General features: G+C 72.4%; 19 protein-coding genes. 8 read left to right on the top strand and 11 right to left on the bottom strand.

Annotated features, from left to right (window positions below; all coding sequences use genetic code 11):
* The first annotated feature begins 167 nt into the window (after positions 1-167).
* Positions 168-1,250: a Glu/Leu/Phe/Val dehydrogenase gene (locus ABIH81_RS07180; protein ID WP_349879585.1), complete on the top strand. Its 1,083-nt coding sequence runs from the start codon at positions 168-170 to the stop codon at positions 1,248-1,250.
* Between the two features lie 291 nt (positions 1,251-1,541).
* Entirely contained in the window at positions 1,542-1,757 is a 216-nt protein-coding gene (locus ABIH81_RS07185; RefSeq protein ID WP_013283429.1) for a DUF3073 domain-containing protein, read from the top strand.
* 147 nt (positions 1,758-1,904) lie between these two features.
* On the opposite strand, the gene amcA is transcribed toward ABIH81_RS07185, so the two are convergent.
* From amcA to ABIH81_RS07210, 5 genes are all read right to left on the bottom strand, one after another.
* Positions 1,905-2,117 (bottom strand): multiple cyclophane-containing RiPP AmcA, encoded by a 213-nt coding sequence (amcA, locus tag ABIH81_RS07190; RefSeq protein WP_018785465.1) that lies wholly within the window; start codon positions 2,115-2,117, stop codon positions 1,905-1,907.
* Positions 2,098-3,189, bottom strand: coding sequence for a cyclophane-forming radical SAM peptide maturase AmcB (gene amcB / locus ABIH81_RS07195; RefSeq protein ID WP_349881031.1), 1,092 nt, complete (start codon positions 3,187-3,189; stop codon positions 2,098-2,100). The genes amcA and amcB overlap by 20 nt, the downstream gene beginning before the upstream one ends.
* Before the next feature lie 127 nt (positions 3,190-3,316).
* Positions 3,317-4,471, bottom strand: a complete 1,155-nt coding sequence (gene purM, locus ABIH81_RS07200; protein ID WP_349879586.1) for a phosphoribosylformylglycinamidine cyclo-ligase — start codon at positions 4,469-4,471, stop codon at positions 3,317-3,319.
* Positions 4,472-4,528: 57 nt separating this feature from the next.
* A complete protein-coding gene (gene purF, locus ABIH81_RS07205; protein WP_091414138.1) occupies positions 4,529-6,046 on the bottom strand; it encodes an amidophosphoribosyltransferase in 1,518 nt (505 codons plus the stop codon).
* Between the two features lie 168 nt (positions 6,047-6,214).
* On the bottom strand, positions 6,215-6,568 hold the full coding sequence (locus ABIH81_RS07210; protein WP_269703075.1) for a sterol carrier family protein: 354 nt from the start codon (positions 6,566-6,568) through the stop codon (positions 6,215-6,217).
* Positions 6,569-6,728: 160 nt separating this feature from the next.
* On the opposite strand from ABIH81_RS07210, the gene ABIH81_RS07215 reads away from it, so the two are divergent.
* A complete protein-coding gene (locus tag ABIH81_RS07215) occupies positions 6,729-9,005 on the top strand; it encodes a carboxypeptidase regulatory-like domain-containing protein (protein ID WP_349879587.1) in 2,277 nt (758 codons plus the stop codon).
* 95 nt (positions 9,006-9,100) lie between these two features.
* Here the strand turns inward: ABIH81_RS07215 and ABIH81_RS07220 are convergent, their stop codons facing one another.
* The 4 genes from ABIH81_RS07220 to purS all read right to left on the bottom strand — a co-directional run bounded on the left by ABIH81_RS07220 (position 9,101) and on the right by purS (position 13,574).
* Positions 9,101-9,850: a 2-phosphosulfolactate phosphatase gene (locus tag ABIH81_RS07220; RefSeq protein ID WP_349879588.1), complete on the bottom strand. Its 750-nt coding sequence runs from the start codon at positions 9,848-9,850 to the stop codon at positions 9,101-9,103.
* A gap of 10 nt (positions 9,851-9,860) precedes the next feature.
* Entirely contained in the window at positions 9,861-12,566 is a 2,706-nt protein-coding gene (purL, locus tag ABIH81_RS07225; protein ID WP_349879589.1) for a phosphoribosylformylglycinamidine synthase subunit PurL, read from the bottom strand.
* A 64-nt stretch (positions 12,567-12,630) separates the two neighbouring features.
* On the bottom strand, positions 12,631-13,314 hold the full coding sequence (purQ, locus tag ABIH81_RS07230; protein ID WP_349879590.1) for a phosphoribosylformylglycinamidine synthase subunit PurQ: 684 nt from the start codon (positions 13,312-13,314) through the stop codon (positions 12,631-12,633).
* Complete coding sequence (gene purS / locus ABIH81_RS07235) at positions 13,311-13,574, bottom strand: phosphoribosylformylglycinamidine synthase subunit PurS (RefSeq protein WP_013473439.1); 264 nt, start codon at positions 13,572-13,574, stop codon at positions 13,311-13,313. Before purS ends, purQ begins: the two co-directional genes overlap by 4 nt.
* Positions 13,575-14,044: 470 nt before the next feature.
* Here purS and ABIH81_RS07240 point away from each other — a divergent pair, with 470 nt between their 5' ends.
* Positions 14,045-14,728, top strand: a complete 684-nt coding sequence (locus ABIH81_RS07240) for a DUF1986 domain-containing protein (RefSeq protein WP_349879591.1) — start codon at positions 14,045-14,047, stop codon at positions 14,726-14,728.
* A 6-nt stretch (positions 14,729-14,734) separates the two neighbouring features.
* Entirely contained in the window at positions 14,735-15,316 is a 582-nt protein-coding gene (locus ABIH81_RS07245) for a YbjQ family protein (protein WP_349879592.1), read from the top strand.
* Between the two features lie 92 nt (positions 15,317-15,408).
* On the opposite strand, the gene purB is transcribed toward ABIH81_RS07245, so the two are convergent.
* On the bottom strand, positions 15,409-16,833 hold the full coding sequence (purB, locus tag ABIH81_RS07250; RefSeq protein ID WP_349879593.1) for an adenylosuccinate lyase: 1,425 nt from the start codon (positions 16,831-16,833) through the stop codon (positions 15,409-15,411).
* A gap of 309 nt (positions 16,834-17,142) precedes the next feature.
* On the opposite strand from purB, the gene ABIH81_RS07255 reads away from it, so the two are divergent.
* Positions 17,143-19,440: a PKD domain-containing protein gene (locus tag ABIH81_RS07255; protein WP_349879594.1), complete on the top strand. Its 2,298-nt coding sequence runs from the start codon at positions 17,143-17,145 to the stop codon at positions 19,438-19,440.
* 50 nt (positions 19,441-19,490) lie between these two features.
* On the opposite strand, the gene ABIH81_RS07260 is transcribed toward ABIH81_RS07255, so the two are convergent.
* A complete protein-coding gene (locus tag ABIH81_RS07260; RefSeq protein WP_349879595.1) occupies positions 19,491-20,783 on the bottom strand; it encodes an acetyl-CoA C-acetyltransferase in 1,293 nt (430 codons plus the stop codon).
* A 55-nt stretch (positions 20,784-20,838) separates the two neighbouring features.
* Between ABIH81_RS07260 and ABIH81_RS07265 the strand changes: the two genes are divergently transcribed.
* Both ABIH81_RS07265 and ABIH81_RS07270 read left to right on the top strand, forming a co-directional pair.
* The gene (locus ABIH81_RS07265; RefSeq protein WP_349879596.1) at positions 20,839-22,197 is read left to right on the top strand and encodes a 3-oxoacyl-ACP reductase; all 1,359 of its coding nucleotides are present in this window, start codon (positions 20,839-20,841) and stop codon (positions 22,195-22,197) included.
* Positions 22,197-23,258, top strand: coding sequence for a MaoC/PaaZ C-terminal domain-containing protein (locus ABIH81_RS07270; protein WP_349879597.1), 1,062 nt, complete (start codon positions 22,197-22,199; stop codon positions 23,256-23,258). Before ABIH81_RS07265 ends, ABIH81_RS07270 begins: the two co-directional genes overlap by 1 nt.
* Positions 23,259-23,318: the final 60 nt, after the last annotated feature.

Raw genomic sequence — 23,318 nt, forward strand, 5'->3', positions numbered from 1 at the left:
TCCTCCCACGAGACGGGACCGCCCGTCGCCGCCCTCGGGCCCGTGGCGTGACATGCGCGACAGTACGGTTCGGGCCGATATTAGGCTCTACGACACCGGCAGCATCCCGCCGGCGTGCCACCAGGTTCCGCGCCCCACAAGGACGCACACCGACACAGGAGTCAGCCATGGGCGTATTCGCCAGTACCGACGACCCCGTCTCCACGGGGCATGAGCAGGTCGTGTTCTGCCAGGACAAGCAGTCCGGCCTGAAGGCGATCATCGGGATCTACTCCACCGCGCTGGGCCCCGCGCTCGGCGGCACCCGGTTCTACCCGTACGCCAGCGAGGCCGAGGCCCTCGCCGACGTGCTCGACCTCTCGCGCGGCATGGCCTACAAGAACGCCCTGGCGAACCTCGACCTCGGTGGCGGCAAGGCGGTCATCTGGGGTGACCCCGAGCAGATCAAGAGCGAGGCGCTGCTGCGCGCGTACGGCCGCTTCGTCGAGTCGCTCAACGGCCGCTACTACACCGCCTGCGACGTGGGCACCTACGTGGCGGACATGGACGTGATCGCCCGCGAGACCCGCTACGTGACCGGCCGCAGCGTGGAGCACGGCGGCGCCGGCGACTCCTCGATCCTCACCGCCTGGGGCGTGTTCCAGGGCATGCGGGCCGCCGCCGAGCACGTCTGGGGCAGCCCGACGCTGGCCGGCCGCCGGGTCGGCGTGGCCGGGCTGGGCAAGGTCGGCAAGTACCTGACCGCCCACCTGCTCGACGACGGCGCCGAGGTCGTGGCGACCGACGTCAACCCGCGCGCCCGGGAGTGGGCGCGCACCACCCACCCGCAGGTCACCCTGGTCGAGGACACCGAGGCGCTGGTCACCTCCGACATCGACGTGTACGCCCCGTGCGCGCTCGGCGGCGCGCTGAACGACGACACCGTGCCGGTGCTGCGGGCGAAGGTGGTCACCGGAGCGGCGAACAACCAGCTCGCCCACCCGGGCATCGAGAAGGTGCTCGCGGACCGGGGCATCCTCTACACGCCGGACTACGTGGTGAACGCCGGTGGCGTGATCCAGGTCGCCGACGAGATCGAGGGCTTCAACTTCGACCGCGCCAAGCTGCGCGCGACCCGGATCTTCGACACCACCCGGCAGATCCTCCAGCTCGCCGACGACGAGGGCGTGCCGCCGGCGGTCGCCGCGGACCGGCTCGCCGAGCGCCGGATGGCCGAGGTCGGCCGGCTGCGCACGATCCACCTGCGGTGAAGCTCACCTCCGGGGGCGGGGCGGCGCTCCACCCCCGGAGGCGGTGCGCGTTAAGCTGAGTTGCGAACTCTTTCGTGCCGGTATGTCCGGTGTCACGGCCAGCCCCGGGGCTTACCCCTTACCCGGTACACTTTGTGACGACTGGACCACTGCGACGCGCAGGTCCGGTCGACGGTGACCCGAGGTGCCGAACGATGGCATCCCCATGTACCGTAAGAGCCACGAGAGATGCCTGACGTCATCGGGGCCCGCCTTCGGGCTGCCCCGCATTCTGTGCGAGGGGGTCGAGCCATGGGGCGCGGCCGTGCTAAGGCCAAGCAGACGAAGGTGGCCCGGGAGTTGAAGTACCACTCCCCGAACACCGACCTAACCGCCTTGCAGCGCGAACTGGCGGGTAGTGGAAAGTCTGAGCACAACTTCGACGACGACTACAAAGAGTATGTCGACGACGATGACGAGGACCACGCGGACGACGACCCGGACACCTGGGCTCGTCCGACCCGCTGACCTCCGGTCACATCTGAGCACGCGGCAACCCCCGCGTGCTCACGCATGTGCTCTGCTGAGCCGGCGTACGACCGACGATCAGGGACCTGCCGCGCCGGGGCACACGCTCCGACGCGCCGGCAGGTCCTTGATCGCGGAACCGTCCCCTCAGCGTGGCCGGTTGTTCCAGTTGTAGAACGTCGGGATGTTCTCGAAGTGGTTCCACGCGCAGACCGCGCCGGCGCCGTCCCCGCCCGACACCTCCGCCCGCAGCAGCCGCGCCGCCTCCGCCTCGCGGAGCAGAGCGGTAAGCCCCGCAGCGGCATCCCGCACCCGGTCGGCGACCGCCTCCCGGTCGGTGTCACTGATGGTCTCGGGCATGCTCCAACACTCCCTCCAGTAGGCGGATCTTGCTGTTGCGGCAGTGCTCGGTCTCCGTACCGTCGAAACGCCCCAGCTCGAAGTAACGGTTGGCGGCGTGCCCACCGCCACAGAACCCGAAGTACGCGCAGGACGCCCGGCACGCCTCCACGCCGGTGAGGAACTCGTCCACCCACGGTGTGCCGGCCGCGGCGGCGAGGATGTCGCGCAGCGGCGTGGTGAGCACGTTTCCGCTGGCGAAGTCGCCGTACCGGGGGTCGGTGAAGCCGGCCAGCTCCGGCGAGAGCACCACCACCGAACCGTCGTGCCCGACCGTCGGGATCGGGTCGAGGCTCCGGGGCAGCAGGTCGTCGGCGGTGCCGGCCAGGACCGCGCCCGCGTACCGCAGCGACCACTCCACCTCGCGCAGGTGGATCCGGGGATCCCGGCGCCACGCCGCCACCAGCTCCGCCCAGAACCCGGTGACAGCGCCCTCGTCGCGGGCGTTCGTCCGGGTGTTGACGCCCTCGGTCTCCTCGATGTTGACGCCGAGCACGTCGCAGCCCAGGTCGAGGAAGTAGTCGTACAGCTCGGTCGCCAGGCCCGGCTCCGGCCGCGAGACCACCGCGAGCGCCGAGAACGGCAGGCCGTGGCGGCGCAGCGCCGCCACCCCCGCCAGGATCCGGTCGTACGCGGGCCGCCCGCCCCGGGTGACCCGCTCGCCGTTGCGCGCCCGCGGCCCGTCCACGCTGACGCTGACCCGTACCCGGTGCTCGGCGAAGAACGCGCACCAGGCGTCGTCGATCAGCGTGGCGTTGGTCTGCACGTGGTGCTCGACGTCGGGCCCGAACGGCGCCAGCAACGCGGCCAGGTGCTCCCGGCCGGCCGCGAGCGGCTCCCCGCCGTGCCAGACCACGGAGAAGCGGCCGCCCGCCGCCCACCGGTTCACCGACGCCGCCACCGCCTCGGCGACGGCCACCGGCATCCGCCTGTCGACCGCCCGGAAGGGGAGGTAGCAGTAGGCGCAGTCGAGGTTGCACAGCGTCGTCGGCTGCATCACCACGTACGACGGGACGGCGGCGATGCCCCGCATCCCTTCGGGCGTGCGCGCAGCCATCAGCGTCTCCCCCGCCTGCCTGAAAACCGAACCTCCAGGCTAGGCCGCGGCGACCGCTGGGGTGAACCCCCGATCACGTGCCCGGCCGATCGGCGCAGGGTGATCAGCCCCGGGTGTGCTGCCCGACCATCTGCACGTTGCCGGACCCCTCGATGATCTCGCCGGCCTGCCAGGCGTCCACACCGCGGCCGGTCAGGGTGGCCAGCGCGCGGTCGGCGTCCTCGGCGGAGACGATCGCGAACATGCCGACGCCCATGTTGAACGTCGCGTCCATCTCCGGGTCCTCGATCCGGCCCTTGGACTGGATCAGGTCGAAGATCGGCTGCGGCTTCCAGGTGGAGCGGTTCACCACGGCGTCGACGTGCTCGGGCAGCACCCGGACCAGGTTGCCGGGGATGCCGCCGCCGGTGACGTGGGCCAGCGCCCGCACCTCGGCCTCGGCGATCAGCTTCAGGCAGTCCTGCGCGTAGATCTTGGTCGGGGTGAGCAGCTCCTCGCCGAGCGTCCGCTGGCGGCCGAAGTCGTCGATCACCACGTCCAGCCGCATCCGGCCGGCGCCGAGAAGCACGTGCCGGACCAGGGAGTAGCCGTTGGAGTGCAGGCCGGACGAGCGCATGGCGATCACCACGTCGCCCACCTCGACCCGCTCCGGGCTGAGGATCTCGCTCTCCTCCACCACGCCGACACCGGTGGCCGAGATGTCGTACTCGTCCGGGCGCAGCACGCCCGGGTGCTCGGCGGTCTCGCCACCCAGCAGCGCGCAGCCGGCGTACCGGCAGCCGTCCGCGATGCCGGCGCCGATCTCGGCCACCTTGTCCGGCACGACCTCACCGGTGGCGATGTAGTCGAGCAGGAACAGCGGCTCGGCGCCGCAGGCCACCAGGTCGTCGACGACCATGGCGACCAGGTCGATGCCGACCGTGTCGTGGATGTCGAGCTGCTGGGCGATCACCAGCTTGGTGCCCACACCGTCGGTCGAGGAGGCCAGGATCGGGTTCTTGTACTTCTTCGTGTCCAGCCGGAACAGGCCGGCGAAGCCGCCCAGGTCACCCATGACCTCGGGGCGCCGGGTCTCCTTGACCTTGGACTTGAGCAGCTCGACCGCGCGGTCGCCCGCCTCGATCGACACCCCGGCGTCGGCGTACGAGACCGAGCGTTTGCGCTGCGTCCGGCCGGACCCCGCCGACCAGGGCTGGCGGTCGCCGCCGGCGCCCGTCGGGCTGGATCCTGCGCCGCTGCGCTCGGACACGTGCGTCACGGTTCTCCCCTTTGTGGTTCCCGCGGGCCCGGAGCGGCCGGACCCGCGTCGGTGGTGCTACGGGTGGTGGGTCGGTGTGGCGACGAGCGGACCGGTCGGCCCGGCCGCCTCGGCGGCGACCCGGCGTCCCACTCCTTCGAGCACGTGCTTGCCGATCAGGTTCCCGGCCGGCAGTTCGATCGGGTACTCCCCATCGAAGCACGCCCGGCAGAGCCGGCTCTTCGGCTGCTCGGTCGCGGCGATGAGGCCGGGCAGCGATACGTAACCGAGCGAGTCGGCGCCGATCGAGCGCCGGATGCCCTCGTTGTCCAGCCCGTTCGCGAGCAGCTCGGCCCGGGTGGCGAAGTCGATGCCGTAGAAGCAGGGCCAGCTCACCGGCGGCGAGGAGATCCGGACGTGGACCTCCAGCGCGCCCGCCTCGCGCAGCAGCCGGACGATCGCCCGCTGGGTGGTGCCCCGCACGATCGAGTCGTCCACCACCACCAGGCGCTTGCCGCGGACGTTCTGCCGCAGCGGGTTCAGCTTCAGCCGGACACCGAGCGCACGCAGCGTCTGCGAGGGCTGGATGAACGTGCGCCCGACGTACGGGTTCTTCATCAGGCCCTGGCCGTAGGTGATGCCGGATTCCTCGGCGTAGCCGATCGCGGCCGGCGTGCCGGACTCCGGCACCGGGATCACCAGGTCGGCCTCGACCGGGTGCTCCTTGGCGAGCTGGCGGCCGATCTGCACCCGCGCGGCGTGCACGTTGCGGCCGGCGATGGTGGCGTCCGGCCGGGCGATGTACACGTACTCGAAGAGGCAGCCCTTGGGCTCGGGCGAGGCGAACCGGCTGGACCGCAGGCCGTTCTCGTCGATGGCGATCAGCTCACCCGGCTCGACCTCGCGGACCACGCTCGCGCCGACGATGTCCAGCGCGGCGGTCTCGCTCGCCACCACCCAGCCGCGTTCGAGCCGGCCGAGCACCAGCGGGCGTACGCCGTGCGCGTCGCGCGCCGCGTAGAGCGTCGACTCGTCCATGAAGACGAAGCTGAACGCGCCGCGCAGCTGCGGCAGCACCTCCAGCGCGGCCGCCTCGACCGACAGGTCGGGTCGGCTGGCCAGCAGCATGGTGACCAGCGAGGTGTCGTTCGTCGAACCGTCGGAGTCCAGCCCCCGCACGGCCGCCTCGCGCTGCAGCTCGGCGGTGTTGACCAGGTTGCCGTTGTGCGCCAGCGCGATGGTGGTGCCGGCGCTCGTGGCCCGGATGGTCGGCTGGGCGTTCTCCCAGGTCGAGCCGCCGGTGGTGGAGTAGCGCGCGTGCCCGATCGCGACGTGCCCGCGCAGGCTCGCCAGCGTCGGCTCGTCGAACACCTGGGCGACCAGGCCGAGATCCTTGTAGACCACGACACCGGAGCCGTCGCTCACCGCGATGCCCGCGGCCTCCTGACCACGGTGCTGAAGGGCGTAGAGCCCGAAGTAGGTGAGGTTGGCGACCTCTTCACCCGGCGCCCAGACGCCGAAGACGCCGCACGCGTCCTGTGGGCCGGGTCGCTGGGGGTCAAGGTCGTGGCTCAGCCGGCCATCGCCTCGGGGCACCTGCCGCTCCCTCGCAGTGGGGTCTGGACTGGCCTGGCGGAGTCAGGGGGGCAGCTCCGCACGCATGGGCCGGGACCGTCGTCGGCCCTCAGTGTACGCGACCAGCAGTCGACACCCACAGTCACGAAGCGACCGCTCAGCGTGAGCAGGGTTCCCGCTGCCCCGCGCTCAAATCGGGAGGTACGGGGAGAGGTCAGCCCGGTTTCCGGAAACCCGGATGCGACCCTCAGTGACCGTTTCCGCCCATCCCTGGCGCCCGGTGGCGACCGCCAGCCAGGTCGCCGGGTCCATCTCCACCACGTTCGGCGGCGTACCGCGGGTGTGTCGTGGACCACTCACGCACTGGACCGCGCCGTAGGGTGGTACGCGCACCTCCACCGATCGGCCGGGGGCGCGATCCGCGAGGGCAGCCAAGAGCGTCCGGACCGCCTCCCGGAGCACCGGCCGTTCGGGCGTACGCCCCTCGTCCAGCGCCGCCAGCGCGGCGAGTACCGCTTCGGAATATGCGTGCGGAGAGGACACGACGGGACGATACGACCCGGCAGAAGGCCGCCCGACGGCGGCCCTGGGTAGAGATGATCCGGTCAGACAAGGCATAGTTGCCGACGGCGTTATTCGTACCGTGAGTGATCAACCTCGGCCGAGCGGCCGACGGGGGGATCGGACCCGGAAGGCGGTGGACGTGTCAACACACCGACGTGCCTGGAAGCAGCGGGCCGGTGTGGTCGTAGCGCTGGTCTTCGGCGCCCTGCTCACCGTCCCCGCAACCCCCGCCCTCGCGGAAAACCCGGGCGTGCAGATCACCAGCCTGCCGACAGACGTCCTGTCCAGCGGTCAATCGACACCCATGAAGTTCACCGTCACGAACAACAACGACACGCCGAGCGTCTTCAGCGTCAGCGTCGATGTATTCGACGGGCTGAGGTGTCAGGGTCAGTGCCGGGTGCCAGCGCAGACCATTCCCGCACAGGGAAGCGCAGAATTCAGCGTCACGCTGACCGCCGACAACCTTGCACCGGGTGCGAACAAGTCCGGGCAGGTCCGGGTTTCCGCACGAGCCGGCGGCGACCAGGGTGGCGACTCGCGCAACATGACGATTAATGGTCCGGAGGCGCCGCAGCAGCCGCAGACCGTCAAGACGGTGTCCGGCAAGGTGGTCAACGCCGACGGCGAGCCGATCTCCGGCGCCCTCGTCATGCTCCGCGACAGCGCGGGCAAGGAGCGCCGTACCAACACCAGCGGCAACGGCAACTTCAGCTTCAGCGGCTCCGAGTCCAACCCGATCGCGCCCGGCCGGATCGACCTCGGCGCCTCCACCGAGGGCGCCTCGCCCGTCGCCCGGTCGATCAACGCGAACGCCGGCCAGTCGGTGACCGGCGTCCGGCTCAGCATCCAGGTGAAGGCGTCGGCGAGCCCGAGCGCAACCCCGTCGGCGAGTGAGTCCGCCCCGCCGTCCGAGGAGCCGCTCGAGGAGGACGCGACCGACACCCCGTCGGCCGAGGCGCCCGCCGCGCAGCAGCCGACCGCGAACGAGGACTCCGGCGGCTTCGGCTCCTGGCTGCTCATCCTGCTCGGCGGCCTCTTCGTCGCCGTCGGCGTGGGCACCATCGTGCTGCTCTACATGCGCCGCAAGAACGAGGACGGCGACGCCGACGGCGACGGTCCGGGCGGACCAGCCGGTCCGGGTGGCCCCGGCGCGGGCGGTGCGATCCCGGCAGCCCGGGGCGCCTACCACGGGACCGACGACCAGACCCGGGTGGTGAACGGCATGGGCGCCGGGCCGGCCGCGACGATGGTCGGCGGCGCCTCGATCAGCGACGCCCCCACCATGCTCCAGCGGCCGGTCGTGGACGACGTCCCGCCGGATCCGTACGGCGCGCCGCCCGGCCCGGCGTACGGCGCCGGCCAGGGCGGCTACGGCTACGGCGACGACGCGCCGGGTCAGGGCGGCTACGGCGGCGCGGGCGGCTACGGCAACGCGCCCTCCTCGGGCGGCGGCTACGGCAACGGACCCTCCTCCGGTGCCGGCTACGGCAGCCCGGACTACGCCGCCGGTGCCGCGGCCGGCGCGGCGGGCTACGCGGCCCAGGGCGCCGGATACGGCAACGAGCGCTTCGACGAGCCGACCGGCCGCTACACCGGTGACAGCACGCAGTACGCGCCGGCGGCCGACCCGTACCCGACCAGCACCTACCAGCCGGAGCAGGACCGCGGCTACGACCAGGCCGGCTCGGCCTCGTACGGCCGTGGTGGCCCGGAGCAGGGCGACGGTTACGGCGCGGCCGGTGGCTACGGCGCCGCGCCGGGCGGTTACGACAGCGGCGCGACCGGCGGCTACGACAACGGCCGTCAGCCGGCCGGATACGGCGAGCCCACCGGCGCCTACGGCAACGCCGCGGGCGGTGGCTACGGCGACAACCCGTCCGGCGGGTACGGCGACGCCCCGGCCTACGGCGGCGGCCGCGCGGCGGGCGGCGGGTACGGCGACGGCGCGACCGGCGGCTACGACAACGCCCCTGCGGGCGGCTACGGCGATGCTCCGGCCGGCGGCTACGACAGCGGCCGTCAGCCGGGCGGATACGGCGACGCTCCCGCAGGTGGCTTCGACAAGGCCGCCGGGGGCTACGGCGACGGCGCGACCGGTGGTTACGACAGCGGCCGTCAGCCGGGCGGGTACGGCGACGCGCCGGCCGGCGGCTACGGCAACGCCGGTGGCGGGTACGACGGCGGTCACCAGTCGGGCGGCTACGGCCAGCAGGGCGGCGGGTACGGCGACGGCTACGGTCAGGCCCCGCAGGGCGGTTACGGCCAGCAGGGCGGCTACGGCCAGGAGCCGCCGCAGCAGCGCGGGGGCGGGTACGACAACGCCTACCCGAACGACCCGGCGCAGGCGGGTCGCGCTCGCCCGGACGGGCAGGCGGACCGGGGCGGACGACGCCTCGACTGGCTGGACGACTGACCGCACCAGACACGAGAGAACTGTGGCCGCCCGCGAACAGCGGGCGGCCACAGTCGTCAGCGAAGCCCCGCAGGACGGGAGCGGAAGTGCGGTGCTCAGGCGGGGGCGAAGTAGCCCTGGCGGAGCACCGGCACCACGTCGGAGACGCCCACCTCGGTCGCGACCGCGACGTCCTCGGCGAAGCCGCCCTCGGCGAGTTCCCGCCCGGAGACGCATCCCCGGACCGCCGCCGGCACGTCCGGCGTGCTCGCCAGCGCGGCGAGCGCCATCGCGGCCTCCACCGAGAGCCCGCCGGGCACCCCGGCGAGCGCGTCGAGCACGCAGGCCGCGCCGAGCTGGTCCTCCACGCACGGCCGGAGTGACCCGTCGGGCCAGCGCTCCCCGGCCGCCACCACGCCCACCGGCGCGTCCTTCGAGCCGTACCCCTCGGCGCGCAGCCAGCGCCCGACGGCGGGTGCGTTACGCAGGCACGCCGCGACCACCGGCACTCCGGTGGCGCTCGCGGCGGCACTGATCGCCGAACCGTTCGGCGACGGCAGCACCAGGTCGGCGACGACCGGCGCGGCCCGCAGCGCCGCCGGGGACAGCGACCACGGGTGCTCCGCCGTCGTCTTCCGGCGGCCCACGGCGGCCACGGCCCCCACCCGGAGGGCGTAGTCGGCGGCCTGCTCACCCCACGGGAACGGGTGCACCCGCATGCCACGGCTCACCGCCACCTCCACGGCGGTGGTGAACGACAACACGTCCACCACCACCAGGGCGGCACAGACCCGGCCGAGTTCCGCCGCCCCGGTCAGTCCCCAGTCGAACCGGGCACCGGCGCCGGGCTGCGTGAAGACGGCCAAGGCCAGCGCCTCAGCGCTGACCCGGCGCCGGCTCACCGGAAGCCGTACCGTCGGACCCGTCGGCAGGCGCCGACCCGTCCTGGGCCGGGGTTCCGTCGGCTGCCGGCGTACCCTCGGCCGGCGTCGCCTCGTCGGACGCCGCAGCGGGCGCCTCGGGCTCCGCCGCGGCGGCGGGTGCGGACGCCTCGGCGTCGGCCGGCGCGGTGTCCCGGCCGGCCTTGGCGATCGGCTCGGCGTCGACCTCGGCCGGGTCCACGCCGACCGGCTGCTCTGCCGTGGCCGGAAGCACCGTGGTCGTCCCGGTACGGGTCGCCTCCACCTCCACCCGGGCCGCCTCGGCGGCACCGAACAGGCGCGGGAGCGTACCGGTGTGCGCCTCGCGCAGCTCGTCCAGGCCGATCCGGAACTGGCCGTGCACCTCCAGCGCGCCGGAGGAGGGGTCGGTGACGCCGATGAACTCCCACGGCACGCCGCGCTCGGCGCAGAGGGCGGTGAACGCCTTCTCGTGGCCGCGCGGCACCGACACCAGCACGCGGCCGGCGGACTCGCTGAACAGGAAGACGAACGGCATCGAGCCACCGGCGAAGTGCTCCGGCACCACGACCCGGGCGCCCACGCCGCGGCGCAGGGCCGACTCGACCAGGCTCTGCGCCAGGCCGCCGTCGGACAGGTCGTGCGCGGAGCTGAGGTGCCCGACCCGGGCCGCCTCGGCCAGCAGCTCGGCGACCTGCCGCTCGCGGGCCAGGTCGACCTGCGGCGGGATGCCGCCCAGGTGCTCGTGGGTCACCCAGGCCCACTCCGAGCCGGACAGCTCGACGTGCGTCTCGCCCAGCAGGAACAGCTGGTCGTGGTCGCCGGCCGGACGCGGCACGAAGCCCATCGGCACCCGGTTGGCGACGTCGTCCAGCACGCCCAGCACGCCGACCACCGGGGTCGGGTGGATGGCCGCGGCGCCGGTCTGGTTGTAGAAGCTGACGTTGCCGCCGGTCACCGGGATGCCCAGCTCCAGGCAGCCGTCCGCCAGGCCGCGCACGGCCTCGGCGAACTGCCACATCACGCCCGGGTCCTCCGGCGAGCCGAAGTTCAGGCAGTTGGTCACCGCGATCGGCTTCGCGCCGGTCACCGCCACGTTCCGGTACGCCTCGGCCAGCGCCAGCTTCGTCCCGTGGTACGGGTCGAGGCGGGCGTACCGGCCGTTGCCGTCGACGGAGAGCGCGACACCGAGGCCACTGCGCTCGTCGATCCGGATCACGCCGGAGTCCTCCGGCTGGGCGAGCACTGTGTTGCCGAGCACGTACCTGTCGTACTGCTCGGTGACCCAGGTCTTGTCGGCCAGGTTCGGCGACGCGATCATGCGCAGCACGGTCTCCCGGAGCGCCTCCGGGGTGCTCGGCCGGGGCAGCGTCTCGGCGCGGTCGGCCTGGAGCAGGATCAGGTCGGCCGGCTCGCGCATCGGCCGGGCGTACACCGGGCCGTCGTCGACGAGCGAGCCCGGCGGCACGTCCACCACGAGATGGTCGCGCCAGGTGACGACCAGCCGGCCCGGCTGGCCGTCCGCCGACGGCGCGGTGACCTCGCCGATGGCGGTGGCCCAGACGCCCCACTTCTCGGCGGTCTTGAGCACCGCGTCGAGCTTGTCCGGCGAGACGACGAGCAGCATCCGCTCCTGGGACTCGCTGGCCAGGATCTCGTGCGGCTCCATCGAGGGCTCGCGCAGCGGCACGCGCTCCAGCCAGACCCGCATGCCGGTGCCGGCGGAGGCGGCGGTCTCGGTGAGCGCGCAGGTCAGGCCGGCGCCGCCGAGGTCCTGGATGCCGACGACCAGTTCGGCGTCGTACAGCTCCAGGCACGCCTCGATGAGCAGCTTCTCCATGAAGGGGTCACCCACCTGCACGGACGGGCGGCGCTGCTCGCTGCCCTCGTCGAAGGTGGCGCTGGCGAGCACCGACACGCCGCCGATGCCGTCGCGGCCGGTCTTGGCGCCCATCAGCACCACGATGTTGCCGGGGCCGGTGGCGTCCTTCTTCTGCAGCCGGTCGACCGGCAGCACGCCCAGGCAGAGCGCGTTGACCAGGGGGTTGCCCTGGTAGCAGGGGTCGAAGACGACCTCGCCGCCGATGTTGGGCAGGCCCAGGCAGTTGCCGTAGCCGCCGACGCCGGCGACCACGCCGGGCAGCACCCGGGCGGTGTCCGGGTGGTCGGCCGCGCCGAAGCGCAGCGGGTCCATCACGGCCACCGGGCGGGCGCCCATGGCGAGGATGTCGCGGACGATGCCGCCGACACCGGTCGCCGCGCCCTGGTACGGCTCGACGAAGCTCGGGTGGTTGTGCGACTCGACCTTGAAGGTCACCGCCAGCTCGTCGGAGACCCGGACCACGCCGGCGTTCTCCCCGATGCCGGCGAGCAGCCGGTCACTCGGCGGCGCCTTCTCGCCGAACTGGCGCAGGTGCACCTTGCTCGACTTGTAGGAGCAGTGCTCGCTCCACATGATCGAGTACATGGCCAGCTCGGCCTGGGTGGGCCGGCGGCCGAGGATGTGCCGGATGCGGTCGTACTCGTCGTCGCGGAGGCCCAGCTCGGCGTACGGCTGAAGCTCCTCCGGCGAGTCGGCGGCCCGGCGAACGGTGTCCACGCCCAGCGCCCAGTCGTCGGTCGGGCCGGCCTGCGGCACCACGCCCTGCGGCTCGCGCAGGGCCGGGTCCGGATGGGTGGTCATGACGTCTCCTTGCTGCGCTCGCCGCCGGTGCGGCGGATGGGCCGACCGATGTTCCCGGCCACCATCACGCCGGCGCTCCCACCAGATGCTTGAGCACCGAGGTGAAGAAGCCGAGGCCGTCCAGGGAGGGGCCGGTGAGCGCCTCCACCGCGTGCTCGGGGTGCGGCATGATGCCGACGACGTTGCCGGCCTCGTTGGTGATCGCCGCGATGTCGCGCTGCGATCCGTTGGGGTTGCCGCCGACGTAGCGGGCGACGACGCGGCCCTCGCCCTCCAGCCGATCGAGCGTCGCGGGATCGGCGACGTAGCAGCCCTCGCCGTTCTTGACCGGGATGAGCACCTCCTGGCCCGGCTGGAACGCGTTCGTCCAGGCGGTGCCGGTGCTCTCGATCCGCAGGACCTGGTCCCGGTTACGGAAGTGCAGGTGCTGGTTGCGGGTGAGCGCGCCGGGCAGCAGGTGCGCCTCGCAGAGGATCTGGAAGCCGTTGCAGATGCCGAGCACCGGCAGGCCACCACGCGCGGCCTCGACGATCGTCTCCATCACCGGGGCGAACCGGGCGATGGCGCCGCAGCGCAGGTAGTCGCCGTAGGAGAAGCCACCGGGCAGGACGACCGCGTCCACCCCGTGCAGGTCCGGGTCGCCGTGCCAGAGCCGGACCGCCTCGGCGCCGGCGATCCGTACGGCCCGGGCCGCGTCCCCGTCGTCGAGGGAGCCGGGGAAGGTGACCACACCGACCCGGGCGGTCACGACTGCGCGCCCGCGGTCTCGTCGGCGGTGACCACGCGGACGGTGAAGTCCTCGATGACCGGGTTGGCCAGCAGCTTGTCGGCGATCTCCCGGGCCCGGTCCAGGTCCGGTTCGCCGGTAAACTCGATCTCGATCCGCCTGCCGATCCGAACCGACGCGACGTCACTGACGCCGAGGCGGGGCAGCGCGTTTGCGACGGCCTGGCCCTGCGGATCGAGGATCTCGGGCTTGAGCATGACGTCGACGACGACGCGAGGCACTGGGCACTCCTGACTGTGTACGCAGTTGGGTGCCGGCCCAACAATCGGGCGAGCGCAGCCAGCCTACCTGGCAGATACCGCCCGGCCCGCACCGGCCGGGGGCAGTTCCGGCACTGATCGGCCCCACCGGCGGCGCCGGACGGACACCGTTGCCCGTTCGTTGCGGCGTCGATGCGGATTCGTTGCGCTCCGTGCTCGTGGGCACCCCTCGGCAGCACCTCCCAGCAGGCATTCCGCCGCGAAACACCCCACCTTGGACCGGTATCCGACAGCAGGCCCGCGCGGCACGCGGCGCGCGTCACGCCATCGACGTGATTCGATCAGCATCTTGTGACAGAGGGTGGCGCGGCCGTAGCATGCATCGTCAGATGTCGATGAATTAGATCGACGTCCCTCGTCGGCCCACCCCATCCGGCGGGTGTCACCCCCTGCCCGGCAACCCCGGGCGTCCGTGCAGAAGGAGCCCCGACATGCGCCTCCGTCCCCTGCTCGCCGTGCTGACCACCGCGCTGGCCGGCGTCCTGGCCACCGCCTCCGGCGCCACCGCCGCGCCGGCCGGCCCCCAGCCGATCATCGGCGGCGGCACCGTCTCGTCCGCGCCGTGGGCCGCCGCCGTGTTCAGCAACGGCTCGTTCACCTGCTCCGGCAGCGTTATCGCGCCCCAGTGGGTGCTCACCGCCCGGCACTGCGTCAGCGGCACCATGTCCGTCCGGGTCGGCAGCGTCTACTACGCCTCGGGCGGCGTGACCCGCACCGTGAGCGCCTCGTACAGCCGCTACGACCTGGCCCTGCTGCGCCTGTCCAGCACGGTCAGCACCTCCGCCGTGTCGCTGGCCACCAGCAACCCGCCGGTCGGCTCCACCAACACCATCTACGGCTGGGGCATGACCTGCTACAGCGGCTGCGGCGCGTCGCCCCAGCTCAAGACCGCGAGCGTACGGGTCACCAGCACCAGCGTCACCGACGCGTACGGCGGCCAGGCGATCCGGAGCACCCGGATCAACGGCAACGCCTGGCGGGGCGACTCGGGCGGCCCGCAGTTCTACAACGGCCGCCAGGTCGGCGTGGCCTCCACCGCCGACGGCCAGAGCATCCAGAACTACGGCAGTGTCGCGTACAACCGGGCCTGGATCACCTCGACGGCCGGTGTCTGACGGTTGATGCCGATCCGGCGCGGATGGTCGGGTGTGGTCCCGGCCGTCCGCGCCGCGCCGTTTTTCAGCATCCGATCAGCTGAACACGGCTCGCGAACCACCCGGCCGGGGACTGACAGCATCGGAAGCGTGCTGGTCGTGACGACGGATCAACTGCCCGGCTACGAGATCCGCCAGATCCTCGGCGAAGTGGTCTCCTCGATGGCGAGGACCCGCAACCCGTACCGCGAGGGGGTCAAGAACCTGCGCGGTGGCGCCTACGACCCGATGGCGCCGGACAACCTGACCCGGTGGCGTACCGACTCGGTGGCCCGCCTCGGCGAGGAGGCGCGCCGCCTGGGCGCCAACGCGGTGATCGGCATGCGCTTCGACAGCCGCGACTGCGGCGAGATGTGGATGGAGATCTGCGCGTACGGCACTGCGGTGATCGTCGCGCCGAAGATGCCGGACGTCATGCCGCCGGACCAGCCGGCGATCGCGGCCGAGACGGCCAACGACCCGGAGATCGTCTCCGCGCCCGGCGGCATCGCCGAACCCGCGAGCGCCCCCAACCTGAGCTCGGCAGCCGAAACTCCCACCAACGGCTGACCCACCCGTTTGCCGCGTCGATCATGAAGTTGACGGCAGGAATGATCTCCCTGAGTGCCGCCAACTTCATGATCGACGGGAAAGGGCGGGGGTCAGAGGATGGGGGGTGGGGAGTAGGTGGCGGCCTGGGGGTGGGACTCGACGACCTTGGTGATTCGTGCGAGCACGCGGTTGACCTGGTCGGCGGCGGCGCCTACGAAGGCGTTGCGGTCGGCCACCAGGGTGTCGATCTCGGCCCGGGTCAGGCCCAGCCGGCCGTCGGCGGCGAGCCGGTCGAACAGGTCGTTCTCGGCCGCGCCCTTCTCCCGCATGGCCAGCGCCACGGCCACCGCGTGCTCCTTGATCACCTCGTGCGCGACCTCCCGGCCCACGCCCCGGCGCACCGCCGCCACCAGGATCTTCGTGGTGGCGAGGAACGGCAGGAAGCGCTCCAGCTCCCGGTTGATCACCGCCGGGTACGGGCCGAACTCGTCCAGCACGGTGAGGAACGTCTGGAACAGCCCGTCGGCGGCGAAGAACGCGTCGGGCAGCGCGACCCGGCGTACCACCGAGCAGGAGACGTCACCCTCGTTCCACTGGTCGCCGGCCAGCTCGCCGACCATCGACAGGTAACCCCGGATGATCACCGCGAAGCCGTTCACCCGCTCCGACGAGCGCGTGTTCATCTTGTGCGGCATCGCGCTGGAGCCGACCTGGCCCGGCTTGAAGCCCTCGGTGACCAGCTCCTGGCCCACCATCAGCCGGATCGTGGTCGCCAGCGACGACGGCGCGGCGGCCACCTGGGCCAGCGCCGCGACGACCGCCATGTCGATCGAACGCGGGTAGACCTGGCCGACGCTGTCCAGCACCCGGCTGAAGCCCAGGTGCTCGGCGACCCGGCGCTCCAGCTCCGCCACCTTGCCGGCGTCGCCGTCGAACAGGTCGAGCTGGTCGGCGGCGGTGCCCACCGGACCCTTGATCCCGCGCAGCGGGAACCAGGCGATCAGATCCTCCAGCCGCTCGTACGCGATCAGCAGCTCCTCCGCCGCCGACGCGAAGCGCTTACCCAGCGTGGTGGCCTGCGCGGCGACGTTGTGCGACCGGCCGGTCATCACCAGCGCCGAGTACTCGCCCGCGTGCCGGCCCAGCCGGGCCAGCGTGGCGACCACCCGGTCCCGGATCAGCTCCAGCGAGGCGCGGATCTGGAGCTGCTCGACGTTCTCGGTGAGGTCACGGGAGGTCATCCCCTTGTGCACGTGCTCGTGCCCGGCGAGCGCGCTGAACTCCTCGATCCGGGCCTTCACGTCGTGCCGGGTGACCCGCTCCCGGGCCGCGATCGAGGCCAGATCGACCTGGTCGACCACCCGCTCGTACGCCTCGACCACCCCGTCCGGCACCGGCACGCCGAGATCACGCTGGGCCTTGAGCACCGCCAGCCAGAGCCGGCGCTCCATCCGGACCTTCTCCTCCGGCGACCAGAGGGCGACCAGTTCGGGCGAGGCGTACCGGTTGGCGAGCACGTTCGGGATCATCGTCACGTACCTCAGTCTTTCACGACGCCCGGGCCGGCCCCGGCGACGCCGGTACCCGGTCCGGTCCGGCCCGTGGGCGGGCCGGACCGAGAACGTCGTCAGCCCAGCCGATGCCGCCGGCTCCAGCGCGACGGTGGCCATCTCGTCGGTGGTGGGCGTCCCCCGGACGTCGGCGTCCAGGGGGCGGAGTGCAGGACCGATCGGTTGCCCGACGACCGCGTCCGATACGTCCCCCAAGGGCTACGCGGACCCGACAAGTCGCGGATCATGTTCCCGGTCCCACTCAGGGCCTTCACTCCTCGACCGAGGGTTCACATGCACAGACCCCTTCTCGCCGGGCTCACCACCACCGTGCTGACCGGCGGTTCCCTGCTGGTCCTCGCCGCGCCTTCCCAGGCGGCCGACACGACCACCATCTACGTCCGTCAGACGGCGGCGGCCTGCTCAGACACCGGCCCCGGCACTCTGGGCGCGCCGTTCTGCTCCATCAATCCGGCGGTGGCACGGGTCGAACCGGGCCAGACCGTCGACATCGGCCAGGGCACCTACCCGGAGCGGGTCACCGTCGGCCGCTCCGGCACCCCCGAGCGGCCGATCACCATCGTCGCCGACGGTTCCGCCACGATCAACGGCCCCACCGCCGGTGTCGTCGTGCACGGCCAGCACGACATCGTGCTCCAGAACATCCGGGTGGCCAAGACGGCCGACGGCCCCGCCCTCGACCTCGCCAACGCCTCCGGGCTGACGGTGCAGGGCGGTAGCTTCCTTCCGGCGGACACGGCCACCGCACCGATCGTCCGGCTCACCGCCGTGAGCCGGACCACGCTGGCCCAGATCATCGTCAAGGGCGTGATGCCGGCCAGCGGCATCAGTATGGACACGGCGACCACCGGTGTGGTCGTCCGCTCCGCCACCGTGGGCGGAACCTACAAGGTCGCCGAGCCGAACGTCGGCATCCGGATCGACGGTCCGGGAAACACGATCCTGAACAGCACCGTCGGCGCGTTCACCGGCGCCGGGGTCGCCATCGGCCCGGCGGCGGCGGACACCGTCGTGGCCAACACCCAGGTCCAGAGCGGGGCAGGGCTGGGGATCCACGTCCGCGGGGCCGCCCGGACAGCGATCACCAACAATTACGTACGCGACCACTGCAGCGACGGCATCCGGGTGGACGGCGACGCCACCGGTGTCTCGGTGCAGAACAACATCATGAACTCGAACGGGATCACCACGCGAAGCTACTGCGACCCGGCAGACCCGCCCGGCGTGGAGATCGGCCTCTTCGACGCCGCCGCCGGCAGCACCGTGGTGGACTACAACAACACCTACCACTACAGTTCGCCGTCCGACACGGCCTACTCGTGGAACGGCACCCGGATGGGCGTGCAGGCGTTCCGGCTCGCGTCCGGGCAGGCCGCGCACGACCTGGACACGTCCTACACCACCGAGGCGGAGGACTCGGCGAACTCCGCGGCCCCGGGCTTCCAGGCCACCGACCGCGCCGGCAACGCCCGTGCCGACAACCCGAACCGGCCCAACACCGGCGCCGGCCCGGTGCCGTGGGCAGATCGCGGGGTGACCGAATACCTGGGTGCCCCGCGCGCCTGGGTCGAGACGAAACTGGATCTCGGCACCCGCACCGTCACCGCCGACGCGTCCCTCTCGCTCCCCGGGTACCGGCCGATCTCCAGGTACGTCTTTGACTTCGGTGACGGCACGGTGGTCACCTCGGACAAGCCGGTCGCCTCGCACGCCTACACAACCACCGGCGACTACACCGTCTCGGTGACGGTCTCCGGGTCCGACAACCGGACCGGCACCGCCACGCAGGGCATCAGCGTTCTGCGCCGTACCGGCACAGTCGGTCTGCTCGCCCTCGTCAACCTGCGCTACGCGTCCGCCACGGCAGGGCGGGTCCTGACCGCCGACAAGACCACGTTGGCCGGCGACGGGCAGTTCGACCTGGCCGATGCGGGCAACGGGCGCGTCGCCGTGCTGTCCCGCTCGGTCGGACGGTATCTGGTCAACAGCGGCGCGATCCTGCCGAACAGCCCGGCGGTCACGGACGAACAGACCTTCGACCTGATCACCAACGCGGACGGCACGATCAGCCTGCGCTGGAGCGGCCGGGCGTACGTGGGCGTCAACGGGAGCGCTGAGCTCGTCGCGACCGCCACCGCAATCAACACCCGGGAGAAGTTCTACCGGGTCAACCTGGCCGACGCGAACCGCACCCTGAAGGCCGGCGCGAACGGCCGGTTCGTCAGTGCGGAGAGCGCCGGCACGAAGCCGCTGATCGCCAACCGCACCAGCGCCGGCCCTTGGGAACGGTTCGACCTGCTCGACCTCGGCAGCGGCAAGGTGGCGCTCCTCGCCCAGGCCAACGGCAAGGTCGTCTGCGCGGACGGCACCGGCACCAAGCCACTGATCGCCAACCGCACCAGCGCCGGCGCCTGGGAGACGTTCGTCCTGGTCCGCAACGCGGACGGCACGGTCAGCCTCAAGGCGACGATCAACAACCGCTACGTCAGCGCCGAGAGTGCGGGCGCCAAGCCGCTGATCGCCAACCGCACCACTGTCGGCCCGTGGGAGAAGTTCACAGTCGGGGGCTGACGCTCGCACCGACGACGCCCGCCCGGCGCACAACCGGGCGGGCGTCGTCGTCAGCGCTCCAGGATCGCGGTCACGCCCTGCCCGCCGGCCGCGCAGATGGAGATCAGGCCGCGCCCGCTCCCCTTGGAGTCGAGCAGCTTGGCCAGCGTGGCGACGATCCGGCCGCCGGTGGCGGCGAACGGGTGCCCGGCCGCCAGCGACGAGCCGTTGACGTTCAGCTTCTCCCGGTCGATCGAGCCGAGCGGGGCGTCCAGGCCGAGGCGCTCCTTGCAGAACTCCGGCGACTCCCAGGCCGCCAGCGTGGCGAGCACCTGCGAGGCGAACGCCTCGTGGATCTCGTAGAAGTCGAAGTCCTGGAGGCTGAGCCCGGCGCGGGCCAGCATCCGGGGCACCGCGTACGCGGGGGCCATCAGCAGGCCCTCGTCGCCGTGCACGAAGTCGACGGCGGCGGTCTCGGACCAGGAGAACCACGCGAGCACCGGCAGGTTGTGCGCCTTGGCCCACTCCTCGGACGCGAGCAGCACAGTGGACGCGCCGTCGGTGAGCGGCGAGGAGTTGCCCGCTGTCATGGTGGCCCGCTCGGCGTCCGCGCCGGAGGCGCCGAAGACCGGCTTGAGCGAGCCGAGCTTCTCCAGGGTGGTGTCCGGCCGCAGGTTCTGGTCCCGGGTCAGCCCCAGGTAGGGGGTCATCAGGTCGTCGAAGAACCCCTTGTCGTACGCGGCGGCGAGCCGCTGGTGCGAGCGCAGCGCCAGTTCGTCCTGCGCGGTGCGGTCGACGTTCCAGCGCAGCGCGGTCCGGGCCGCGTGCTCACCCATCGAGAGCCCGGTACGCGGTTCGGCGTTGCGCGGGATCTCCGGCTTGAACGGCTGGTGCGGGCGCAGCTTCGCCGCGATCTTGAGTCGTTCGCCGAGCGTACGGGCGGAGTTGAGCTGGATCAGCGTGCGCCGCATGTCCTCGTTGACGGCCAGCGGCGCGTCCGACGTGGTGTCGACGCCACCGGCGATGCCGACCTCGATCTGCCCGAGGGCGATCTTGTTGGCGACCAGGATGGCCGCCTCCAGTCCGGTGCCGCAGGCCTGCTGGACGTCGTACGCGGGGGTGTGCGGGTCGAGCCGGGAGCCGAGCACCACCTCGCGGGTGAGGTTGAAGTCGCGGGAGTGCTTGAGCACCGCGCCGGCCACGACCTCGCCGACCCGCTCGCCGGCCAGCCCGAACCGGGCGACCAGCCCGTCGAGCGCCGCGCCGAGCATGTCCGCGTTGGACGCGTGCGCGTAGCGCGAGTTGGACCGGGCGAAGGGGATGCGGTTGCCCCCGATGACCGCGACCCGCCGGACACTCTGCACGATCGGCCTCCCTCGAAACTGTTGCCCGAACCCTACTCGCCAGTAGGCTACGCCTATGACCGACAGGTACGCGAGCTTCGTCCAGACGGGGGCCGGTCGCGCGCTGGTCAAGCGCCTCGGGCTGCCCGACCCGCCCCGACTGCGCCGGCACACGCCGGGCGACCCGCTCGTTCCCGGGCCGGTCCTGCTCGGCTCCTCGGCCGGCGGCCGGATCGCCGAGCAGGCCGGGAAGATCCTGACCGCCGCCGGGGTCGAGCCGGCCGACCCGGTCGCCGCCCACGACGCCGACCGCCGCTTCGCGGCCCTGGTGTACGACGCCAGCGGCATCACCGACTCCGCCGGGCTGCGCCAGATCTACGACTTCTTCCACCCGCAGGCCCGGTCGCTGCTGCCCAGCGGCCGGGTGATCGTGCTGGGCACCCCGCCGGCCGAGTGCGGCTCTCCCCGGGAGGCTACCGCCCAGCGCGCGCTGGAGGGCCTGACCCGCAGCATCGGCAAGGAGTTCGGCCGGGGCGTGACCGCCCAGCTCGTCTACGTGACGCGCGAGGGTGACGCCGGCACCCCGGTGAGCCTGGAGTCCACGCTCCGGTTCCTGCTCTCCGGCCGGTCCGCGTACGTCTCGGGCCAGGTCGTGCGCGTCGGCACCGGCACCGCCGTCGCGCCGGCCGACTGGGACCGGCCGCTTTCCGGGCAGGTGGTGCTGGTGACGGGCGCGGCCCGGGGCATCGGCGCGGCGCTGGCGAAGGTGCTGGCCCGCGACGGCGCCCAGGTGGTGGCGCTGGACATCCCGGCGGCCGGGGACGAGCTGGCCGCTGTCGCCAACGACATCGGCGGCAGCGCGGTGCAGCTCGACCTGACCGCGCCGGACGCGCCGGCCCGGCTGGCGGAGCACCTGGCGTCCCGGCACGGCCGGGTCGACGTGGTGGTGCACAACGCGGGCATCACCCGGGACAAGACGCTCGGCCGGATGGACGCCGACCGGTGGGACTCGGTGATCGACGTGAACCTGTCCAGCCAGGAGCGGATCAACGACGTGCTGCTGGAACGCGACCTGATCCCGGCCGGCGGCCGGATCGTGTCGGTCTCGTCGATCGCCGGGATCGCGGGCAACCGGGGGCAGACCAACTACGCGACCAGCAAGGCCGGCGTGATCGGCCTGGTCGACTCGCTCTCCCCGGTGCTGCGCGAGCGTGGGATCAGCCTGAACGCGGTCGCGCCGGGCTTCATCGAGACCCGGCTGACCGCGCGTATCCCGCTGACCATCCGCGAGGCGGGACGCCGGATGAACAGCATGGCCCAGGGCGGCCTGCCGGTGGACGTGGCCGAGACGATCGGCTGGCTCTCCTGGCCGGCGAGCGGCGCGGTGAGCGGCAACGTGATCCGGGTCTGCGGCCAGAGCCTGCTGGGGGCGTGATGGCGAAGGACCACGAGGAGGAGTTGACCCTGCACGACCTGATCGAGGGCCCCACCCGCGACCTCACCGCAGCCCGAGCCGCCGCCCTGGCCCAGACCAACGCCGCCGCCCGCCCGGCGTCCGTCGATCATGAAGTTGACGGCGCTTCTGGAGATCCACAAGGCAGCCAACCTCATGATCGACGGGGTGAGAGAGCGGCGGGGCGGCGGCGGGTGGAGCTGGGCGGGCTGCCTGGTAGTGGGGGGCTTTACCGGCGGGCGTTGCTCGGGGTGGTGCCTGGGGTCGGGGGGCGGCGCGGGGCCGACGTGCCGGGGGTTGAACTCGCCGTCGGTGGGGTCTCGGTGGATCCGGGGCACCTGGCGGACTACGACCGGGTGTGCGGGTTCCGGCTGACCGACCGGCTGCCGGCGACGTACCTGCACGTGCTCGGGTTCCCGCTGTCGCTGCGGCTGATGACGAGTCCGGGCTTCCCGATCCCGCTCACCGGCGTGGTGCACGTGGCCAACCGGATCACCGTGCACCGGCCGGTCGAGGCCGGCGAGAGCGTCGACTTCCACACGTACGCGGAGAACCTGCGCCCCCACGAGCGGGGCCGCCAGCTCGACGTGGTGCTGGTCGGTTCGATCGGCGGCGAGGAGGTGTGGCGCGGCGTGTCGACGTACCTCGGGAAGGAGCGCGCCGCAGGCGGCGGCCCGCGGCGCGACCGGGGTGACCGCCCGGCGCCGCCGGCCGCCTCGGCGCGGTGGCGGGTGACACCCCGCGTCGGTACGGACTACGCGCGCGTCTCCGGCGACCACAACCCGATCCACACCTCGAAGCTGGGCGCACGGCTGTTCGGCTTCCCGCGCCCGATCGCGCACGGCATGTGGAGCAAGGCCCGCTGCCTGGCCGCGCTGGAGCCCCGGCTGCCCGAGGCGTACACCGTGGACGTGTCGTTCAAGCTGCCGGTGCCGCTGCCGTCCACTGTGGCGTTCAGCGCCTCGGCGACCGGCGCGGGCTGGGACTTCGCGCTGCACAGCGCCCGGGACGGGAGACCGCATCTGACCGGTTCCGTGCGCTGAGCGAAAGAGGGGACTTGCCGTCCCCTCTTTTCGGCGTTAAGTTGTTCTCAGATTGAGTTG

This window comes from Micromonospora sp. HUAS YX12 (genome assembly GCF_040215685.1).
Classification (GTDB): domain Bacteria; phylum Actinomycetota; class Actinomycetes; order Mycobacteriales; family Micromonosporaceae; genus Micromonospora; species Micromonospora tulbaghiae.